Origin of the sequence: Phytomonospora sp. NPDC050363 (genome assembly GCF_040655735.1) — a bacterium.
In the GTDB taxonomy this organism is placed as follows: Bacteria; Actinomycetota; Actinomycetes; order Mycobacteriales; family Micromonosporaceae; genus Phytomonospora.
On record NZ_JBFAKK010000002.1, the window covers coordinates 627,298 to 646,721 of the forward strand.

Annotated in this window: 13 protein-coding genes and 2 tRNA genes; 10 read left to right on the forward strand and 5 right to left on the reverse strand. The window is 72.0% G+C overall.

What is annotated here, in order from left to right; translation table 11 throughout:
- The first annotated feature begins 32 nt into the window (after positions 1–32).
- The 3 genes from AB0I28_RS07435 to AB0I28_RS07445 all read left to right on the forward strand — a co-directional run bounded on the left by AB0I28_RS07435 (position 33) and on the right by AB0I28_RS07445 (position 2,403).
- Positions 33–785: a hypothetical protein gene (locus AB0I28_RS07435; RefSeq protein ID WP_357490580.1), complete on the forward strand. Its 753-nt coding sequence runs from the start codon at positions 33–35 to the stop codon at positions 783–785.
- 101 nt (positions 786–886) lie between these two features.
- Entirely contained in the window at positions 887–1,645 is a 759-nt protein-coding gene (locus tag AB0I28_RS07440; RefSeq protein ID WP_357490582.1) for a hypothetical protein, read from the forward strand.
- Entirely contained in the window at positions 1,642–2,403 is a 762-nt protein-coding gene (locus AB0I28_RS07445; RefSeq protein WP_357490584.1) for a hypothetical protein, read from the forward strand. Before AB0I28_RS07440 ends, AB0I28_RS07445 begins: the two co-directional genes overlap by 4 nt.
- Positions 2,404–2,426: 23 nt before the next feature.
- Here the strand turns inward: AB0I28_RS07445 and AB0I28_RS07450 are convergent, their stop codons facing one another.
- Genes AB0I28_RS07450 through AB0I28_RS07470 form a run of 5 tightly spaced genes read right to left on the reverse strand, consistent with a single transcriptional unit; the run spans position 2,427 to position 14,079 of the window.
- A complete protein-coding gene (locus AB0I28_RS07450; protein WP_357490586.1) occupies positions 2,427–4,136 on the reverse strand; it encodes a hypothetical protein in 1,710 nt (569 codons plus the stop codon).
- Entirely contained in the window at positions 4,136–7,474 is a 3,339-nt protein-coding gene (locus tag AB0I28_RS07455; protein ID WP_357490588.1) for a DUF5682 family protein, read from the reverse strand. The genes AB0I28_RS07450 and AB0I28_RS07455 overlap by 1 nt, the downstream gene beginning before the upstream one ends.
- Positions 7,471–8,592 (reverse strand): AAA family ATPase, encoded by a 1,122-nt coding sequence (locus tag AB0I28_RS07460; RefSeq protein WP_357490590.1) that lies wholly within the window; start codon positions 8,590–8,592, stop codon positions 7,471–7,473. The genes AB0I28_RS07455 and AB0I28_RS07460 overlap by 4 nt, the downstream gene beginning before the upstream one ends.
- On the reverse strand, positions 8,589–13,169 hold the full coding sequence (locus tag AB0I28_RS07465; protein WP_357490592.1) for a hypothetical protein: 4,581 nt from the start codon (positions 13,167–13,169) through the stop codon (positions 8,589–8,591). Before AB0I28_RS07465 ends, AB0I28_RS07460 begins: the two co-directional genes overlap by 4 nt.
- 1 nt (position 13,170) lies before the next feature.
- Positions 13,171–14,079, reverse strand: a complete 909-nt coding sequence (locus AB0I28_RS07470; protein WP_357490594.1) for a DUF4132 domain-containing protein — start codon at positions 14,077–14,079, stop codon at positions 13,171–13,173.
- Positions 14,080–14,774: 695 nt separating this feature from the next.
- Here AB0I28_RS07470 and AB0I28_RS07475 point away from each other — a divergent pair.
- The 7 genes from AB0I28_RS07475 (at position 14,775) to AB0I28_RS07505 (ending at position 19,319) form a co-directional block, all read left to right on the forward strand.
- Complete coding sequence (locus AB0I28_RS07475) at positions 14,775–14,921, forward strand: hypothetical protein (protein WP_357490596.1); 147 nt, start codon at positions 14,775–14,777, stop codon at positions 14,919–14,921.
- Between the two features lie 54 nt (positions 14,922–14,975).
- On the forward strand, positions 14,976–17,534 hold the full coding sequence (locus AB0I28_RS07480) for a bifunctional diguanylate cyclase/phosphodiesterase (protein WP_357490598.1): 2,559 nt from the start codon (positions 14,976–14,978) through the stop codon (positions 17,532–17,534).
- A 79-nt stretch (positions 17,535–17,613) separates the two neighbouring features.
- Positions 17,614–17,686, forward strand: a tRNA-Thr gene (locus AB0I28_RS07485).
- 32 nt (positions 17,687–17,718) lie between these two features.
- Positions 17,719–17,791: transfer RNA gene (locus tag AB0I28_RS07490), tRNA-Met, on the forward strand.
- A 541-nt stretch (positions 17,792–18,332) separates the two neighbouring features.
- Positions 18,333–18,500 (forward strand): 50S ribosomal protein L33, encoded by a 168-nt coding sequence (gene rpmG, locus AB0I28_RS07495; RefSeq protein ID WP_357490600.1) that lies wholly within the window; start codon positions 18,333–18,335, stop codon positions 18,498–18,500.
- 4 nt (positions 18,501–18,504) lie between these two features.
- Positions 18,505–18,903, forward strand: a complete 399-nt coding sequence (locus tag AB0I28_RS07500; RefSeq protein ID WP_357490602.1) for a MaoC family dehydratase N-terminal domain-containing protein — start codon at positions 18,505–18,507, stop codon at positions 18,901–18,903.
- Complete coding sequence (locus AB0I28_RS07505) at positions 18,903–19,319, forward strand: MaoC/PaaZ C-terminal domain-containing protein (RefSeq protein WP_357490604.1); 417 nt, start codon at positions 18,903–18,905, stop codon at positions 19,317–19,319. The genes AB0I28_RS07500 and AB0I28_RS07505 overlap by 1 nt, the downstream gene beginning before the upstream one ends.
- The last annotated feature ends 105 nt before the right edge of the window (positions 19,320–19,424 follow it).

The window sequence follows — 19,424 nt, forward strand, 5'->3', positions numbered from 1 at the left end:
CCCGCCCGCCCAGCCCACTTCAAGGTGCCCCCATGCCCCCTTCGCGCAACCGTGCCACGCTGTCCTCCTTCCTTGCCGCCGCAACGGTTCTCGCCCTCGCGGCCTGCACGAACGCCACCGTCACCGCGCCGGCCTGGGGCGAACCCCTCGACGCGGTGAAGAACGCCGCCGAGCGTCTCGCCGGCGGCGTTTCCTTCCAGGGCTGGCTCACCGTCGGCGGTGACACCCTCAGCGTCCACGGCGACGACATCCCGGCCGAGGACAAGCTGCGCCACTACCAGCAGCTGTCCGGATCGGGCGGCTCGCTCACCACCGAGGTCCGCTTCATCGGCTCCGACGCGTGGATGCGGGTCGTGACCCCCGAGGCCGACACCGGCTGGGGCCACTTCGGCGAGGCCGGGACGATCCGCGACACCAGCGGCGTCGTCGGGCCCTCGACCTGGCTGCCGCTGCTGCTCGACGAGGTCATCGAGATCGAACGCGACGGCGACCGCACCTATGCCGGCGTCCTCGACTTCGACGCCGTCGACGTCGAGGGCAACGGCCTCGGCAGGTCCCTGTCGAACAGTCTCGGTGGCGATGCCGAGGAGGTCGAGTTCTCGGTGCTGCTCAACAAGGACGGCACCGTCAACACCGTCAAGTACGAGATCGAGAACACCGAGTTCGGCGACATCGAGGTCATGTACAGCTTCAGCCTGCACGGCGCCCCCAACGACGTCACCACGCCCGACGGGAAAATCGTCGAGATCGAGGACAACGCGCTCGAATGGTTCGGGGGCCTGTAGACGCGGCGGTCCACAGTCGACGGACCCGGCTCGTCCGGGCCCGGCGGGGATGGGCATCATGGTCAGGCCCACTCTCGACCTGCCTAGCCAAGGTGCCCCTCATGCGATCCGCACGCAACCGCACGCTGCCTTTAGCCCTCGCCGCCCTCTTCGCTCTCTCGGGATGCGCCAAGGCCACCGTCGCCGGCCCGCCGGCGGGACCGCCGATCGAGGCGGTGCAGGCCGCGGCCGAGAGGCTGTCGGAAGGTTTCAACTACATGGGCGCCTACAAGACCGACGTCGGCATCGACGACGTCAACGGCGCCGAACTGCCCGCCGAGGAGAAGTTCACGCGCTCCGAGAGCAGCGTCTACGACTCGACCGCCACGACGTCCGAGACGATCCGCATCGGCGACGAACTGTGGCTTCGCTACGACGGTTCCCCCTATCTTCCCGAAGGCTGGGGCCACCTGGCCAGCGGTGGGGGCGCCTTCGCCGAGGCCTCGGCGATGATCGGGCCGGCGACCTGGATCCCGGCGCTCCTCGATGAGATCGTCGAGATCGAACGCGTCGGGGCCATGCAGTACGAGGGCGTCGTGGACTTCGAGTCCGTCGACGACGAACTCACCGGCTTGACCGCGTACGTGGCCTCCGACGTCGACGACGCCGACGAGGTGGTCTTCCGGGCGACCCTCGACGTCGACGGGAACCTCGACCTCTTCCGCTACGAGCTCGAAGGAACGGCGCGCGGGACGATGGAGGTCGTGTTCAGCTTCACCGAACACGGGCAGCCCAGGGAGATCACCGCGCCGGACGAGCCGATGACCGAGCTGACCCAGGAGTCGATGGTCGAGTGGCTGCTCGGAGGGTACGGCGAATGAGACCTCTCGCACGCACGCTGCCCGCCGCCCTCGTCCTGATCGCCGTCCTCGCCGCCGCCGGCTGCACGAAAGCGACCGTCGCGGCTCCCACGGAGGCGCCGCCGATCGACGCGATCGAGGCCGCCGTCGAGAAGCTCTCCGAGGGCTTCGACTACATGGGCGCCTACGAGACGGACCAGTGGGCCGACAACGTCGACGGCGCCGAACTCCCCGGGGAGAAGAAGCTCGCGATCTCGCGCAGCAGCTCCGACGGCTCGGTGACCGCGACGGCCGAGACGATCCGGATCGGCAACGAACTCTGGCTGAGGTACGAGGGCATCCCCGACATGCCCGAGGGCTGGGGCCACCTGGCTGCCAGCGCCTCCAGCTTCGTCAAGGAGACCCGGACCATGGGCCCCTCGACCTGGCTGCCGGCCCTGGTCGCCCAGATCGTCGAGGCCGAGCGCGTCGGCACGATGCGGTACGAGGGCGTCTTGGACTTCGAGGCCGTCGACGAGGCGCGCACCGGCCTGCCCGAATACCAGACCAGGAGCCTCGACGACGATGACGAGGTCGCCTTCCGCGCCGTGCTCGATGTGAACGGGAACATCAAGTCATTCCGCTACGAGCTGGAGGGCGGCCCCGCCGGGACGCTGACGGTCGACTTCATCTTCAGCGGGCACGGCGCACCCAGGGACATCGTCCCGCCGAGCGGGTCCATGACCGAACTGACCTTCGACACCGTCACGGACTGGATGTTCGGCGGCCTCGACGACTGATCCCGGCGCCCCGGCTCACCGGCCTACCCCGCCGACCACAGCCTGCGCAGCAGCGCCTGCCGCGCCGCCGTCTCGTAGGCGCCGCAGGCGATCCAGGCCGCCGCGAGCGCGTCGGGCGCCGCGGGTGCCGTCTCGCCCGTCGGGCTCACGACGGTGGCGTTGGCGGCCTCGGCGAGGCGGTCGAGGAGGACCGCCGCCGTGGTCAGCCGGTGCCTGCGCAGCGTCGCCACGGTCGCGGGCAGCGCGGCGGAACGCAGCGCCGTGCGTCCACTCAGGACGGTGCGGCTGCGCACCCGCGACACCGGGTCGAGCGGGTCGATCCCGGTCGCGTGGGCCGACCCCAGGGTGTCGGCCTGCCCGCCGGGCAGTTCGTCGATCGTCAGGTTCGCGCGGCCGGTCCAGGCGCTCTTGAGGCGCAGTTCGGCGCACTCGCCGACGGCGACGGGAAACGCGGTCCTCGGCAGGCTGGGGTGCACGCGCAGGATCATCCGCGCGGTGGCGCCCCGGTGCGCGGCGAGGCGCCGGAGATTGCCGACGGCGGGCCGCGCGTCGGTGGCGGCGAGCACGGAGATGGGGACGTCGCCGGCGTAGACGGTGAGCGCGCCGGGGCGCAGTTCGCCGACGGTCACCTCGGCGAAGATCAGGTCGTCGCCGGCGCGGCGGTCGGCCTCGTCGGCGGTGAGGACGGGGACGACGCGGTCGAGCTGCGCGTCCAGCGGTTCGGTCCACAGTGGATCAAGTTGGGGGTCGGTCCAGGCGGTCTCGGGGACCCGTGCGGCGTCGGCCGAGCCGGCGCGGCCGAGGCGGCCGTCGGCGCTCATCCGCAGACCGGCGGCGAAGACTCCGGCGCGGCTGAGTTCGTAGGGGGACGGCAGTCCGCTCGACGTGGTGCGGTAGGCCTCCAGGACCCGGTCGGCGCCGCCGGGACGCACGTCGGCGACCGTCCAGATGCGACGGTCGGGGTCGACGACGTAGGTGACCACGCCGGCATAGCCGGAGGTCGTGACGATCCGCTCGGCGCAGATTCCGAGGAAGCGCCCGGCGCTGCGGTCGGTGTAGTCGCGCCGGGCCACGCCGACGTCGGCGTCGGTCGGCTCGCCGCGCAGGCGGGCGGCCAGCGACAGCAGCAGCTGGAGGTCGGCGGTCAGCGTCTGGAGCCGAAAGGACGGCCGGTCCTTGGCCAGCGTGTTCAGGTCGGTGACCACGCGGGTCGCGACCGTCGACAGCAGCGGCAGTTTGGCCCGGCGGGAGGAGTCGGCCGCGTGCCGCAGCGCGTCCCTCGCCGGGGATCCGGCCCTGGCGGCGCCCTCGGCCAGCAGTGCCGCACCGGCCTGCCAGGCGAGTTCGGCGGCCTCGCGCTGGCGGGCGGTGAGGCGGACGGGCACCGGGACGGGCCGGGGCTCGTCGGCGGGGCCTGACGCGGTCTCGGGCTCGGATGCGTCCGTGGTGTCGACGGCCTTTCCGCCGACCGCTTCGAGGACCGCCAGCGTCGCCAGGAGGTGCAGGCAGCGCGGGGTCAGCAGGCAGTCGCAGGAGACCTGTGCGGCGGTGGTGATCGCTTCGCCGTCGAGCCGCACGATCTGGGTGCCGGTCGCGACCGTCCACACCGGACCGTCTTGCTTCCAGGTCCAGCCTTCGGCGAGGACCGGGTCGGCTTCCAGCTTCTTGAGCACCCGGGCGGGTCCCGCGGCGGTGAGCTCGGTGCGCAGCGCGGCGTCGATGGTCGGCCTCATTACCGCACCTTTCCGGCGATCCAGGCGGCCAGTTCCGCCGGGGACAGGGCGGCCACGGGAGCTCCCGCCTCGGCGATCTGGGCCGCGATCGCCTTGTTGTAGACGGGTTCGCCGCGGTCGTCGAGCGCGGCGAGGCCGAGGACGTGCGAGCCGCCGCCGACCAGGAGGCGGAACTCGTTGAGCATCGCGCGCACCGAGACGCCCTCGTCGAAGTCGCTGATGACGGCGACGATGGTGCGCGAGGGGACGTCGATCTGCTCGCGGACGTAGCGCAGTCCCTTGCCGATGTCGGTGCCGCCGCCCACGGAGACCTCCATGAGGAGTTTCAGTGGGTCGGCGACGTGCTCGGTGAGGTCGATGACGCTGGTGGAGAAGGTGGTCAGGTGCACCGACAGGGCCGGGACGCCGTGCAGGACGGCGGCGACGAGCGCGCTGTAGATCGTCGAGCGGGCCATGGAGCCGGAGACGTCGACGAGGATGTGCACGTCCCATTCGGCGCTGCGCACCGAGCGGGACTTGAAGATGAGCCGGTCGGGGACCAGCGTCGGGCCCTCGCGGACGGTGTGCAGGTTCGCCCGGACGGTCCGCGACAGGTCGAGGCGGCCGGTGTTGCGGCGGGTCGGGCGGGAGGTGGTCATGCCGGTCAGCGCCGGGCGCAGGCGGGTCGCGAGGGCCTTGGTGAGGTCGGCGACGAGCTGTGCGGCGAGTCTGCGCAGGGGCGCGAGTTTGGCCTCGGGCATGGATCCGGCCAGGCTCAGTACTTGTGTGAGCAGATCGATGGAGGCGGTGACCTGCGCGGGGTCGATCTCGGCGATCGCTTCGAGCCGGCCGCGCGCGGCGGCCCTGGCCAGGACCTCCTCGCGGACGCGGGAACCGAAGAGCCGCTCCAGTTCTCCCGCCCACTCGCGGATCGAGGGTTCGGCGGCGCCGGAGCCGGCGCCCGTCGCGCCGATTCCCATGGACCCCTCGCCGTGCCCGGCGCCGTAGAGGTCGTCGAGGGCGAAGGCGGCGCCCTTGCAGCCGCCGTCGAGCCGGTCGCTCTCGCGGCCGAGGATCAGCCGCCAGCGGTCCACGGTGTTCTCGTCGCCGCCGAGCTCCTCGCCCGTTATCCCAACGCTGCCGGCCGAGTCCACTGTGTCCTCGGTGCCGAGCGCGGCGCGTCCCGCCTCGTCGGCGGCAGCCCACGCGGCGAGGAGTTCGGGCGGCACTTCGAGCGCGCCCAGGGCCCGGTCGCTGCCGTAGGCGGTGCTCACCGTCTCGAACAGGCGCTGCCGGCCGGCCGTCGACAAGACGTCGAAGGCGTCGCGCAGGGCGGGCAGTCGCGGCCAGAAGTCGGCGTCCGGCCAGTCCTCGATCCGCCGGGACAGCGGCCTCCAGAGCGCCGGGTCGGCGTCCCAGAGGTCGCCGGCGACCAGCAGCGCGCCCCGCAGGAGACCGGCGGCGCGTTCACCGTCGGGCTCCTCGGCCCACGCGGCGGCCCGGGAGCCCAGCCAGTCGCGGTCCTCGCGGTCCAGGAGGGTCAGTGCCGCGCTGGCCGCGCCGCGCGTGAGCGGCGAGCCGTCGGCGGCGAGGTTCCGGAAGCGCCAGACGAGCCGTTCGGCGCCCAGGTGCTCGTGCTCGGCCCGCGAGAGGCGGACCAGCTCGGCGAGGGCCTTGGCGTCGGCGGGATTCCCCGAGCCGGCCAGGCCGTCGACGGCGTTGATGGCGGCCGCGGCGACCTCCGCGCGCAGGCTCTCGGCGGTGGCCGAGCCGATGCGCGTCAGCAGGTGGTAGGCGGACAGCAGCTCGGGCAGCCCCGCGATGGACACGACATCGGCGTGCAGGCGCCCCAGGCAGGCCTCGGTGAGTTCGCCGAGTTCGGCGTCGATCGAGACCTCTAGATAGGCGAGCCGCTCCGCGGCGGTGATGTCGGGCCGCGCCCAGCGCTGCCGGAGCAGCCCGGTGGCGGCCTGGGCGAGGGTCGCACCGTAGGCGGCGAGCCATTCGAGGGTCGCCGACGTGCGCGGTTCCCAGTGCACGGTCCATTCCCGGCCCACCGCGGCGGTGTCGGCGAGACCGGCGAGCTCGCGCGACCTTCCATAAGGGACACCGGTGGCGTCGAGGCGGGTCAGCGCGATGTTGCGGCGGTGGTCGAGGGCCGAGCGGTGGGGTGCGAGCTTCAGGGTCTTTACCACGCCGTCGCGCGGGAGCTTGAGTTCGTCGAACAGGTCCTCCACGTGGGACAGAAGTCCGCCGCGCGGTGCCGACTCGGGCAGCCTTCCCCGGCGCGAGCCGACCAGGACCGCCTCGCAGGCCACCGCGACCGCGCGGGCGCGGCCGAGCCGGTCGCCCTGGCCCAGCGTGGATTCCAGGGCCTCGATGACCTCGCGGCGTCCCGGCGCGGCCAGTCCCCGCAGGGCGGCCAGGCCCTGCGCGAGCGTGACACCGGCCATCGCGTCGGAGGTGCCGGCGGCGTGGCCGGCGTCTCGCAGGCGGCCGCAGATCTCGGTGATCGCCCGCGCGGCCCGCGCGGCGACCTCGTCGGCGTCGCCGCCGGCCTTGAAGACCGCCTGCTGCCACTCGGGGTCGCGGATCCCGGCGGGGTAGCCCGAACGGGAGTCGAGCAGCGCGAAGGTATAGGGCACCAGGGCGCACGACACCTCGCCGAGCGGTTCGTCGAGGGCCGGCTCCTCGTGCTCGCCGACCAGCGCGGGTGCGTGGAAGGCGCCGATCACCGCGACCGGGCGGGAGGCGCCGGTCCGGGCGATGCTCCGCCGCATCCACGCCTCACGCAGAGCGTCCACGTCGGACGGTGCGCCCTCGCCGCGCAGGGCGACGCCGACGGCCAGGGCCGCGCGCCGAAGCGCGGCGGCCTTGGTCCCGTAGGCGTTCGCCTCGACCAGCCGGTCCCACAGCTCGTCGGTGTCGGTCACGCCCGCGGCGCGCCCGAAGGCGGCCGACAGCGGATCGGGCTCGCGGTACTGCGATCCGCGCCGATATCCCGCGGGCAGGTCGATCGCGTACACGGGCACGTCGTTGGCGCGCGCCCAGCGGATCGCGGCCAGCTCGGGGGAGAAGTCGGCGAAGGGATAGAAGCCCAGCCGCTCACCCGCGGCGTCGGCGACGCTGCACGCCACCGGCGCGACGGTCTCGGGGTGCGCGAGCCATTCCGTCCACTCCTGGAGTTCGGCGGGCAGCTCGACGCACAGGGCGTCGGGCGCCGCCTCCTCCAGGAGTTCGGGCATGGCCGCGGCCAGCGCCGGCGAGTGGTGCCGGACGCCGATCAGGAAGGGCGCTCGCGACTCGTGCAGCCGGTCGACGAGCTCGGCGGGGCCGGTCGGCTGGGTCAACGCGGTCACGCCTCCAGAACGTGCCGCAGTTCGTGCAGCCGGCGCCAGGGCCGCGCGTCGGCCTCGGCGCGGCGGCGCACCGCGGTGTCCCAGTAGGCGAGCAGGCGGCCGCGGTCCTCCGGGTCGTCCTTGTGGACGGTGCCAAGCAGGTAGCCCGGCAGCAGCGTCGTCTCGTCCTCGACGCCCAGATACGAGCGCTGGAGCCCCATCGACGTGGCGACGCCGACGGCCTCGGCGGTGCTCATCACCGTCGCCGGGCGCTCCACCTGCCAGCCCTCGACGGCCTGCCCGGAGCGCAGGTCCCGGAAGGCGGTGACCAGTGCGCGCAGCACCAGGTCGTCGACCTGGAAGTCGCGGCCGTGGCGCGCCAGCGCGGCACCGGCCTGCCGGCGGACCAGGTCCACTTCGGACTCCAGGTCGCCGATCGGCGGGACGGTCTCGAAGTTGAAGCGGCGCTTGAGGGCCGCGCTCATCTCCGAGACGCCCCGGTCGCGCAGGTTCGCGGTGGCGATGACGGTGAAGCCCTCGGTGCTGGAGATGTTCAGACCGAGCTCGGGCACCGACATGCGGCGGTCCGACAGCAGCGACACCAGCGCGTCCTGCACCTCGGGCAGGCAGCGGGTCACCTCCTCGATCCGCACGACCGCGCCGCGCCGCATCGCGGTCAGCACGGGCGAGGGGACCAGGGCCTCCTCGGTGGGGCCCTTGGCCAGCAGAAGCCCGTAGTTCCACCCGTAGCGCAGGTGTTCCTCGGTCGTGCCCGCGGTGCCCTGGACGGTCAGCGCGCTGCTTCCGCTCACGGCCGCCGACAGCAGCTCGGAGAGCATCGACTTCGCCGTGCCCGGCTCGCCGACCAGCAGCAGACCGCGGTCGCCGGCCAGCGTCACGACGGCACGCTCCACAAGGGAGCGGTCGCCGACGAACTTGGTGGCGATCTCCATCGTCTGCGGCGCCACGGGATGCGGCTTGGGAAGTTCGAGGGTCTGGCCGCCGATCACGAAGGTCACCACCGCCGAGGGCGTCAGGCGCCAGCCGGGCGGGCGGGGGCCGTCGTCGTAGGCGGCGAGGAACTCCAGTTCGGCGGCGTACCGCTGTTCTGCGGGCATCACCTGGGGCTGCTCGGTCATCGGGGGGCGCTTCCTTCCGCGCGTCGGCGCCAGGCCTCGGCGAACAGTTCGGGGATGGGCCGCAAGGGCATGAGCATGCCGTACGGACGGGAGCCGTACAGGTCGAGCTTGGCGGTCTCCACGGGGAGCATGGGCGCCTTGAAGGCCTCCCACCGTCCGGCGATGAAGACCTTGCGCCCGGCGCGGGCGCGGGTCGCCTCGACGACCAGTCCGGCGTCGACGAGGGCGGTCTGCGCCTTCTTGTGCCGGGCCGGTGTCCAGTCGTTCCAGCGTTTGACGTTGCGGTCGGTCGGCTCGGCCAGCGCGAGCAGCTGAAGGTAGAGGGCGGCGGGGTCGGGGGCCAGGCCTAGCTCGGCGGCGACCTCGGCGACCAGGCCGGGCGCCGAGCGCGCCGGGTCGGCCTCCCAGGCGCCCTGGGGGAGCCCGCCGTTCTCGATGCGGTCGACGATCGCCGCGAGGCCTTCGCTGCGGGCGAGGTCGATCGGGACCATCGGGTCGCTCCACCCGGTGGTCATGGTCCGCGCGAAGCGGCCGGCGGGTCCGTCGTCGACCAGCGCGGGCCGCACGTAGACGTCGTAGGCACCGCCGCGGAACTCCACGATCAGCGCGCCGGTGTCGACGACGTAGGGCGCGGGTCTGCCGTCGGGGCCGATGTAGGGGCGGCCGTCGAGTGATTCGCGCAGGGCGTCGGTGTCGAGCTGGTTCGACCAGTGCCGCGAGGCGGTGAAGATCAGTCCCGGCGCCGCGAGGCGTTCGCGGATCAGTCTCGCGAGCGCGGGTACGCAGTCGCGGACGATGTCCCCGGCGGGCAGGGCGTAGTAGGCGCTGAACATGCCGCGAACCAGCGTGCCGAGGATGTCGGAGAGCGGCTCGCGGCCTTCGACGCGGGCCAGTGTCCAGGCGTCGTCGCCGACCGGGGTGAGACGGTCGGCGGCGTCCTCGACGAGGGCCGGGACCGAGGCCGGGTTGGTCATGCGTTCGAGCACGACGCTCACGGCGGCGTGCGGGTTGTAGGCCGCCATCGCCTCCACAGTGGACTCCGGAACGGAGGTGCGCCGGCCGTGGCGCTCGGCGTAGGCGGCCGCCAGATGATCGGCGACAGCACGCATCCCGCCTTCGGCCCACAGCTCGGCCGGGTCGTCGGGCAGCGCGCCCCGGTACAGCGCCCGCAGGCCGCTGTCGCCGACGCGCTCGGCCTCGGATCGGCCCGGCGCCAGCGCCTTCGCCTTCATCCCGAGGGTGTCGCGGATCAGTTTGTCCCGCTCGACGTCGCGCGGCCAGGAGTCGTAGAGGGGAACGGTGATCAGCAGCCAGCTCGCGGTGGCCAGGGTGAGGCCGGTGTACTCGGCGAAGGCCTGCGCCGCGGCCGGATCCCACGGGATGGGGCCCTTGGCGCGCACCAGGGCGGTGAACTCGCGCAGTCGCGCGGCCTCCCCCCAGCCGGGGCCGCTCTCGCGGGTCCGGAAGATCGCGGTCGGCGCCTCGCCGAGGCTGATGACCGTGTCGGCCGAGCGCACCCAGCGCACTCCGGCGGCGGCGTCGGTCTCGTCGGAGAGGAGCTTCTCTCCGTAGGAGGCCGCGTCGACCGTGCTGATCCGCACGCTGACCGCCGGGTCGGCGAAGACCGTGCCGGCCCACACGTCCAGCGTGGTCAGCAGGTCGGCCCGGACGTCCTCGTCGACGGCGGGACTGGCCGCCCTCCACGCGAGCGCCTCCATCTCACCGATCAGGTCGTGCCAGCTCATGCGCAGCTCGGTGCCGCCGTTCCAGTGCGGAGCCGGCCCGGCCGTGCCGGTCAGCACCGCGGCGTAGCCGGCGATCTGCTCAAGGACGGACTGGTAGCGCGATCCCCAGTCGGATCCGATGACGCCCTTGGTGGCGTTGACCAGGCGGGCCGGATCCACCGTCGGCGCGACCTTTTCCTCGCGCTCGACGAGCTTGTCGCGCCTGCGCGTCTGGAGCGCCGCGAGCCGGGACAGGCCGCGCACGCCGCCGGTCACCCCCTCGTTCTCCAGCGGGAGGCGCGCGTCGATGACCTTGTCGCGGTCCTCGGGATCGGCCGCCAGGATCTCGGCGGCGGTCTCGTCGGTCACCGCGCGCAGCAACCGGGAAGCGGGAACCGAACGGGGCGCGAAGAAGTGCCAGTACGCCGCCGGCGGGACCAGCAGCGCACCGCCGGCGGTCGCGCTCAGCGTCGACTTCTCACCGGAGCCGTTGCCGACGATGACGTGCCAGTGCGCCGCACCCGTCACCGGGTCGGCGAGGCCGATCGCGCTCGACTGCGCGATCAGCACCTTCTCCTCCCCGCCGGGGTAGGTCAGCAGCCCGTGCGGCCACCAGGCGTTCACGCGGTGGGTGCGGATCGTGGCGACGCGGCCGTCGATGTGCCGCAGGGACGCGGTGAACTCGCCGCCGCCGGGCTGGTAGCCGCGGTCGCGGGTGGGCGGCGGGCCGTAGGAGACCGCGCCGACGATGCCGTTGACGCTCCCCAGTGGACTGTCCCGCCGCGTCTCGGGAAGCCGCGCCAGGGTCGTGTACCGAAGCTGGACCTCCTCGCCGTCACCGAGCTCGGCCGCGCCGAGCAGCGCCGGCTGCGTCTGGTCCTCGGCGTCCTTGCCGGTCTTCGGGTCGATGCGCCTGGGCGGACCGTCGCCGGCCGACGCGTCCCAGAAGGACGAGCCGTCGGTGAGGATGTGCGGGGCCCCGTAGGCCCTCTCTTGCGACTGCGCCGAACCCGAGAGCAGCGGCGCGACGTAGCTCAGGCGCCGGCCTTCGGGGTTGATGAGGGTGTAGCCCATCCCGTTGTGCAGGTAGGACTGCGGGATGTTGCCGCCGGGGAAGGTGTCGTCGGGAGCGCCCGACCAGTAGCCTTCGCCGCTGTACCAGCCCGCCTGGACCAGGAACTGCCCGTCGGAGTAGACGGCCGTGAGGTTGCTGGTGGTCTGCCCGGCGGGGAAGCGGAAGCGCGCGACGATTCCCTGGGGGCCGACCGCGATGGCCTGCGATTCGTCCCACACGGTCAGGACCGGCCAGCTCGCCGAGTGGCCCTGGACCGCCTTGAGCTCGGCGATCGCCTCGTCCAGGGCGGGCCAGTGGTACTCGTCGAAGATCCCGGCGCGCAGCGCCCGGCCCAGCGCCCCGGCCACGTCGATCGCGGCGATCCGGGCGGTCAGCTCGGGTGGGACGGGAGTGTCGGTCAGCGCGCGCGTCAGGGAGTCGAGGACGTCCTCGACGTCGGCGAGGCCGGCGCCCTCGGTCCGCGCGATCCACGACTCGATCACCTCGGTCGCGAAAGGCAGCAGCGCGGGCGACTCCAGCAGCGGCCGGGCGTTCTCGCGGCGCAGGTACGCGCCGACCGAGCGCAGCAGGACCGGATGCCACTCCTCAAGGGTGGCCAGGGTGTTGAGGCCGGTGTTGCGGCCCCACTCGCTCAGGCCGAGCAGGGCCGGCTGCTCGGGGACCAGCACCGGCATGCCCGCCGCGACGCAGGCCTCCACCAGGTCGGCGTCGATGATGCCCCAGGTGTTCGCCCACACCGAGACGTCGAGGGGGGCGTCCACGCGCGGCGCAAGGTCCGGGACCATTCCGACCAGCTCGGCGGGGGAGTTGCGGCTGCCGTAGCCGCCGGCGGCGTACTCGTGCGCTCGCGCCAGCCAGCCCGGCACGTCCTCGACCGAACCGGCGGCGTCGAAGCGGCCCAGGAACCGCCACCACCAGTCGCGCTCCTCGGGGAACAGCTCCACGACGCGGCGGCGGGTCTCCTCGTCGGACTTGCACAGCCGCAGCAGGATCGGCGACAGCGCCGTCCAGAACCCGGCCGGCGCGCGGCGGGTCGACGGCAGCCGCAGCAGGCTCACGGCCAGCTCGTCCATCGCCTTGTCGACGTCGAGGCCGGCCGCCTTGGCCAGCTCCTTCATCTGCGCGGGCAGCCCGGCCCACGGCGGGACGCCGGCCTTCGTGCGGCGCATCGCCAGGTCGAGGAAGATCTCGTAGGCCTCGCCGCCTCCATGGCTTCGCAGCAGCTCGGCCGCGTAGCTCTTCAGCGCCTTGACCGTCACCGCGCCCGCCACGGCGAACTCGATGTACGACAGCTGCCGGTAGTGCTGGTCGATCTCCAGGGCGTGCACGACCTCGACCTCGCGGGCCTTGCTGAAGAAGATGCCCGCCCAGTAGTCGCGCTCGACGTCGAGGAAGTCCCGGGCGGCCTGCTCGAACAGCGCCGGCTGGTGGGCGATCGGCAGGCGCGCGGCGATGCTCTCGTACTGCGCGACCGCCGCCGCCGGCTTCGCCGAGGCGGCCTTGGCCGCCGAACGCAGCTCCTTCGAGGCCGCCAGCGCCGCCGAGGCGTTCGCCGGGTCGTTCACCAGGGCCCAGGCGGGATAGCCCAGCGGGCGGCGGGGGGCGGTCAGGGTCGGCTCGAAGACGCGCGGCTCACCGAAGCCGAGATGGCCCATGGCGACGTCGGCGCCGGGCGCGACGCCGTCGGCGATCAAGCGCACCACCGGCCGCGACAGCGCGGGGTGGGGGTAGCTGCGGGCGCGAACCTGATCCTCGGTGACCGGAGGGGTGGCGGTCATCTCAGGCTTCGCCCTCCTTGTTGGACCGGGCCGCGAATATCAACTCGGCCATCCGGATGCCCTCCGACCACGCGATCGGCCCGACCTGCGCCAGCGGGACCTGCTCCTCCTCGGCGTCGACGAAGATGAGCTCGCCGGTCGTGGTCGGCGACCAGGGGTCGTCCGCGCCGAGCCAGTAGCGGGCCTGGCGGGCGGCGCCGGCGTCGGCGACCTGGCAGGTCGCCCAGCCCGCGCGCACGGAGAAGCCGAGGCGCTGGGCGAGGCCGGTCGCCTGCTGGAGCTCGTCGAAGCGCGCGTTGGCGTAGCGGATGATCGTGGCGACCTCGGGGGCGAGGGCGTCGCCGGGGAGGTAGACGTCTCTGGCGAGCTGCGGGATCTCCTGTCTGACGCCGAGTTCGGCGACCAGCCCGCGCCACTCGTCGAGCTCCTCCAGGAGAACCGGGTGGGCGATGAGGAGACGCTCGGGGTGGACCCAGACCGTTTCGGCGTCGAGGTCGACCAGGCCGATGCGGCCTTCGGCGTCGACCCCGCGGAGGAGTCCGACGGTCGGCGGTTCGGTGAGGTCGGCGATGACCAGGTTCTCCAGCGCCTGCCGCCAGGAGGGGTCCGGCCAGACCTCGGCGATCAGGCGGCCCGGCAGCGGGGTCGCCGCCAGCAGCCAGGTCTCCACCGAGTCGAGGCATTCGCGGTCGTGCTCGACGAGCCAGTCCCGCACGGCCTGGAGGGTCTGCCCGATGGTCGACTCCCGGACCTTCTTGGGGACGGTCTTGAGCTCCCGGCCCGACGCGTTGCGACAGCGCAGCAGCGTTCCGTCGAGACGCAGTTCGTAACCGTCACCGGCCGGGGTCCAGCTGTCGCCCGTCACGCCGTCGGCGGCGGGAAAGTCCGATGTGGAGTCGTTCGCAGGCATGCCACGCATAGTGCCACGCGCGTCCGACAGATCGACTTCGGCTGTTGCCCCAAGCTCCGGGGGTCCCGCCGCTGGTGAAGGCCGATGTACAGGGCGCTAAGTCGCGGTGCCTCTCCGTCGGTGGACGAGCACGACGGGACACGCCGTGTTGATCGCGTCGAAGTTCAAATGGCGGTAAAGGCACCGGGGGCTCCGCGACGCGATTCGGATAGCTCGACTGGGGTCCTTCGAACGGTCGGCATTGTCCATCCGAAAGGACGCTGAGTGACGACTCCGGTACACAAGGGACTTTCGGCCGTAGTAGAGCGTTGCGCGGTTGATATAGATCTGTACACCGACGTCCATGAACGGCTGGACGCTTCGGTCGTCGTGAGCGGCCGGACGGCCGATGACGCCCACGACGTGCGGGTGGAAGGCCTGGGATGCGCGCAAGGCCGGGCCTGTAATGGTCTGTCCCGGCTTGATAGGGGTGGCCGGCCGCGCCACTCCCGGGGGAGTTTTGCGAGAGGTCGAACACACGCGAAATTGGCATGCGTAGAAACCTGGCATTTAGGTGTATGTTGATTCATCGACGGCAGAGTGTGGGGACTCCGTCTTTCAGATATGCGGAAAGCTGTGACACGATGTGGGCACGGGGCCTAGAAGCTAAGCCCACCCTCGGATGGACGTCCCCCAGACCCAGAAGGAGGAGCAAGATGACGCGCATCATCAAGCGCCTCGTCATCGTCGCCGCCGTGGCCCTCGCGGCCGTCGGCATCTCGATCACGGCCGCTGCCTCAGCGGGCGCCTCGGACAACGCGACCGGAGCCGTCATTACCGAGAACGAGCACGAATGGACCTGAGTCACTCAGGGTCGTGAACGGTTTCCTTTAGCACGTATTTGAGAGGCGGCCGCGTTGCCCCAATCGACCCAGCCGGTCAGGCGCGGCGGGCTCGCCGCATGGGGAATGACCGCCGGAATCGGGGTCGTGGCCGCGCCTCTCGTCTTGATGACCCACCCTGCCCGCGGGTCGGTGCCCGAGCTGGTCGTACTCGGCCTGTTCGTGGCGGCCATGGTCGTCAGCAGCTCGGTCGCCCTCCGCTTCACCGTCGGACGCGAGAGCTTCTCGACCACCGCCGGTGACGTACCGCTGGTGCTCGCCCTCTACTTCCTCCCGCCCTTCTGGGTGATCGTCGTCAAGGTCGCCGCGAGCCTCCTTCTCTACGGATACCGGCTCATCCGCGGCAGACACACGCCCGTCCAGGTCGTGTTCAACGTCGTCGCCCACGGCACGGCCGCCGCCTCCGCCGCGCTCCTCGTGATGGGACTGGGTTTCGAGCCCGGCACCGCGACCGAGCCGCGCACCTGGCTGGTGCTGCTGTGCGGTGTCATGTTCGGCAGCGCGGTGACCGGCACCTGCGTCACGGCCATCATCACCGTCCTCCAAGGCTGGGGCGGCATCGAGAGCGTTCTGCGCACGATGATCGCCACCCTCCTGCTCACCGCCGTCAACGGCGTCCTCGGGCTCGTCATCCTGCTCTCGCTGACGGCCACGCCATGGGCCGGCGTGCTGATCATCGTCCTCGTGACCGTCGTGATCAGCATCTATCGCGGGTACTCCAGACTCCTGGAACAACGCCGATCGCTGACCGACCTCAACGACTTCACCCGCAAGGTCGCCGAGGCGACGCAGAGCGGCCGGCTCGTCGACGTCATGCTCGGCCGCGTCCGCTCCCTCCTCAACGCCGAGAGCGCCACGGTGTGGGTCCCGGCCGACGGGCGCTTCCCCGAGCTGCTGCTGTCGGCGCGCCTCGACGACCTCGGCCTCATCGACACCAGTCCGGTGCCCGTCGAACTGCGCGACGAGGTGATCCGCTCCGGCGAGACCCTCTTCGTCAGCGACATCCACGGCGAGCAGGCCCACCGCGAGATCCTGCACGGCTCCGGCGCGCGCGAGACCATCGTGACGCCGCTGCGCTCCGGGCAGGCCGTCTTCGGCTGCCTCGCGGTGACCAACCGGCTGGGCGGGGCGCTGCTGCGTTTCCGGACGGCCGACCAGACGCTCCTGGAGACGCTCACCGCGCACGTCGGCGTCGCCGTCGAGAACGCCCGGCTCGTCGACCGCCTCCGCTTCGACGCCTACCACGACTCGCTGACGCGTCTGCCCAACCGCCGCCGCTCGATGCTCGCCCTTGAGGAGTCGATCAGCCGCGAGGTGCCCGGCGAGTTCGTCGCGGTCCTCGTCTTCGACGTCGACGGCATGCGCGAGGTCAACGACTCCCTCGGCTTCGCCGCCGGTGACGAGCTGCTCGTCGAGGTCGCCCGGCGGCTGCGCGAACTCGCGCCCGACTCGGCCCACATCGGCCGGATCGGCGGCGACGAGTTCGCCGTCGTGTTCCGCACCGGCGCCACCGAGTACGCCCTCGAACTGGCCCGCACCATGCGGTCGGGGCTCCAGCAGCCCTTCCTGCTCGGCAGTCTCGACGTGGACGTCGACGCCGCCGTCGGTGTGGCGATCCACCCCGAGCACGGCGATTCCGCCGACGGGCTCCTCCAGCGCGCCGACGTCGCCACCTACGCCGCCCGCAACGTCTCCTCCGGCGTGCAGTTGTTCAACGTCGGCCTCGAATCGCGCTCGGTGCGCCGCCTCGGGCTGGCCAGTGACCTGCGCCGCGCCTTCGACACCGGTGAGCTGTCGGTCCACTACCAGCCGAAGATCGACCTGGCGACCCGCACGGTCCTCGGCGTCGAGTGCCTCGCCCGCTGGACGCATCCCACCCATGGTGAGGTGCCGCCGGAAGACTTCGTGCCCGTCGCCGAGCACACCGGCCAGCTCGCCCGGCTGACCGAGTTCGTGCTGCGGGACGGCCTCAAGCACTGCCGTGACTGGGCCATTCAGGGGCGGCCGCTGACCGTCGCGGTGAACCTCTCGCCGCGCACGGTCTCCGACCCGGAGTTCCCGACCATCGTCGACGGCCTCCTGAGCGAGTACGGCGTGCCGCCCGAGCAGTTGACGCTGGAGATCACCGAGGACGGGATGGTCGGCGACCCCGACCGGCCCCTCCCCACCCTCCACCGGCTCCACGAGCTAGGGGTGCGGCTGTCCGTCGACGACTTCGGGACCGGGTACTCGTCGCTGTCGTATCTGCGGCGCCTGCCCGTGCACGAGGTGAAGATCGACCGCGGTTTCGTGCAGGGCATGGCCACCGATCCCGGCGACCTGGCGATCGTGCGCGCGGTCGTCGACCTGTCCCGCCACTTCGGGCTGTCGGTGGTCGCCGAGGGCGTCGAGAGCGAGATGACGCTGGCGCTGCTGACCGAGATCGGCTGCGACATCGGGCAGGGGTTCTTGTTCTCCAGGCCGCTGTCGTCGGAGCGTCTCGACGCGTGGCTCAACGCCCAGGCGGAGGAGCCGGCGACCGCGTCCGAGCAGGGCGAAGAGGGTGCCACCGTGCGGAGGCTGCGGGCGATCTGAGGGACCGCGATACCCGGTTTCGCGGGGGTGGCGGGCTCATGTACCCTTATCCAGGCGCGCCCCACTGGGGCGGTGAAATGCCCCTTTAGCTCAGTCGGCAGAGCGTCTCCATGGTAAGGAGAAGGTCTACGGTTCGATTCCGTAAAGGGGCTCTGAAATTCCACTCCGGCGAAGGCCGGCACTTGGCGGTGTAGCTCAGGTGGTAGAGCAAACGGCTCATAATCGTTGTGTCGGCGGTTCAAGTCCGCCCACCGCTACAGATACGACCCGGACGTCCTTGGGGCGCCGGGTCTTTTTTGTGTTCCGGGGTGTGGGCGCCGGGTCGCGCTCGGAGCCGGGTTGGGACCTGGATCGAGGGTCGCGGCGAGGTGCGGCGTGCGTCACCGAATCGCCGCCGAGTACCGGCGGCAGCGCTGAGCGACGCGATGGCGGGCGGGGCGGTGGCGCCGGAGGTGTCGTGACCGGGGCGGCGCGGGCCGTGTGGCCGCCGGCGCGAACGGTCGGCATGCGAGGCGAAGGTCTCGTGCCCGGTCGGCCGGGCCGCCGTGGGACCGGCCGTCCGCAGTCCCGGAACCGCGCCCTGAACCACCGATCCAAACCGCCCCCAACCACCGCACTTTCCCCGCCGAACCCCGGCGCGTCGGTGACCGCCGCCACCCCCACCCATGGCCGTGCTCTGCCCCCACCCCCGCCATTGGTCGGCTTCCGGTGGGCGCTGGTAGAGTGGCGTGCTGGCCGCCTTTCCGGTGGTCAGACTTGCTGTGTTTACGCACCACCGTAGTAGGAAGGCACTCCGCCGTGGCGAAGGCTACTGACGTCCGACCCAAGATCACGATGGCGTGTGTGGAGTGCAAGGAGCGCAACTACATCACCAAGAAGAACCGTCGGAACAACCCCGACCGTCTTGAGCTGAAGAAGTACTGCGCCCGTTGCAACGCGAGCACCCCGCACCGCGAGACCCGCTAGGGCGTTGCTCAACACCTCGTACGTCGGGCGAACGCTCCCGGCGACCGAGCCGCACGTCGTGACCGCCGAGGAGATCGGCGCGTTCGCGGCCGCGCTCGGAGCGAAGTCCGACCGGACGACGGCCTCGCCGACGTTCCTGGTGTCGCACACGCTCCCGGCGTCGAACCGGCTGGTCGACGACCCCGAGTTCGGGCTCGACTTCACCCGTGTCCTGCACCGTGAGCAGCGCTTCGCTCATGTGCGTCCGGTTCGCGCCGGCGACGAGATCAGCTGCCTCGTGCACGTCGAGAGCATCAAGACCGTCGCGGGCAACGACGTGCTGACCACGCGCACCGAAGTGACCGTCGGCGGCGATCTCGTGTCGACGGTGTGGACCACGCTGTTCGTTCGGGGTGACCTGTGATGCCGGCCTACGACGAGCTCACCGTCGGCGCCGAGGTGATCGAGGCCGCGTTCACCGTGACGCGCGCCGACCTGGTCGCCTACGCCGACGCGTCGGGCGACCAGAACCCGATCCACCAGGACGACGCGGCGGCTCAGGCCGCCGGGCTGCCCGGTGTGATCGCGCACGGCATGTTCACGATGGGCCTGGCGGCCCGTGCGGTGACCGAGTGGGCGGGTGACGCCGAGGCGATCACCGACTACACGGTCCGCTTCGCCAAGCCGATCGTGGTACCCGCCGACGGCGGCGCCGAGGTCACCGTGACCGGCGCGGTCCGCAAGCTCCTCGGCGACGGCCTCGCCGAGATCAACCTGACCGTCACCAGCGGCGGAGAGAAGGTCCTGGCGCCGGCTCGGGCCACCGTCCGACTGGGCTGACACCCTCAGCTTTCACGGAGGCCGGGACGCGACACGCGTCCCGGCCTCCGTCATGTCCACGACCGCTCGCAGTGGACGGCCTCAAGGCTCACTCGCCGGACGTCG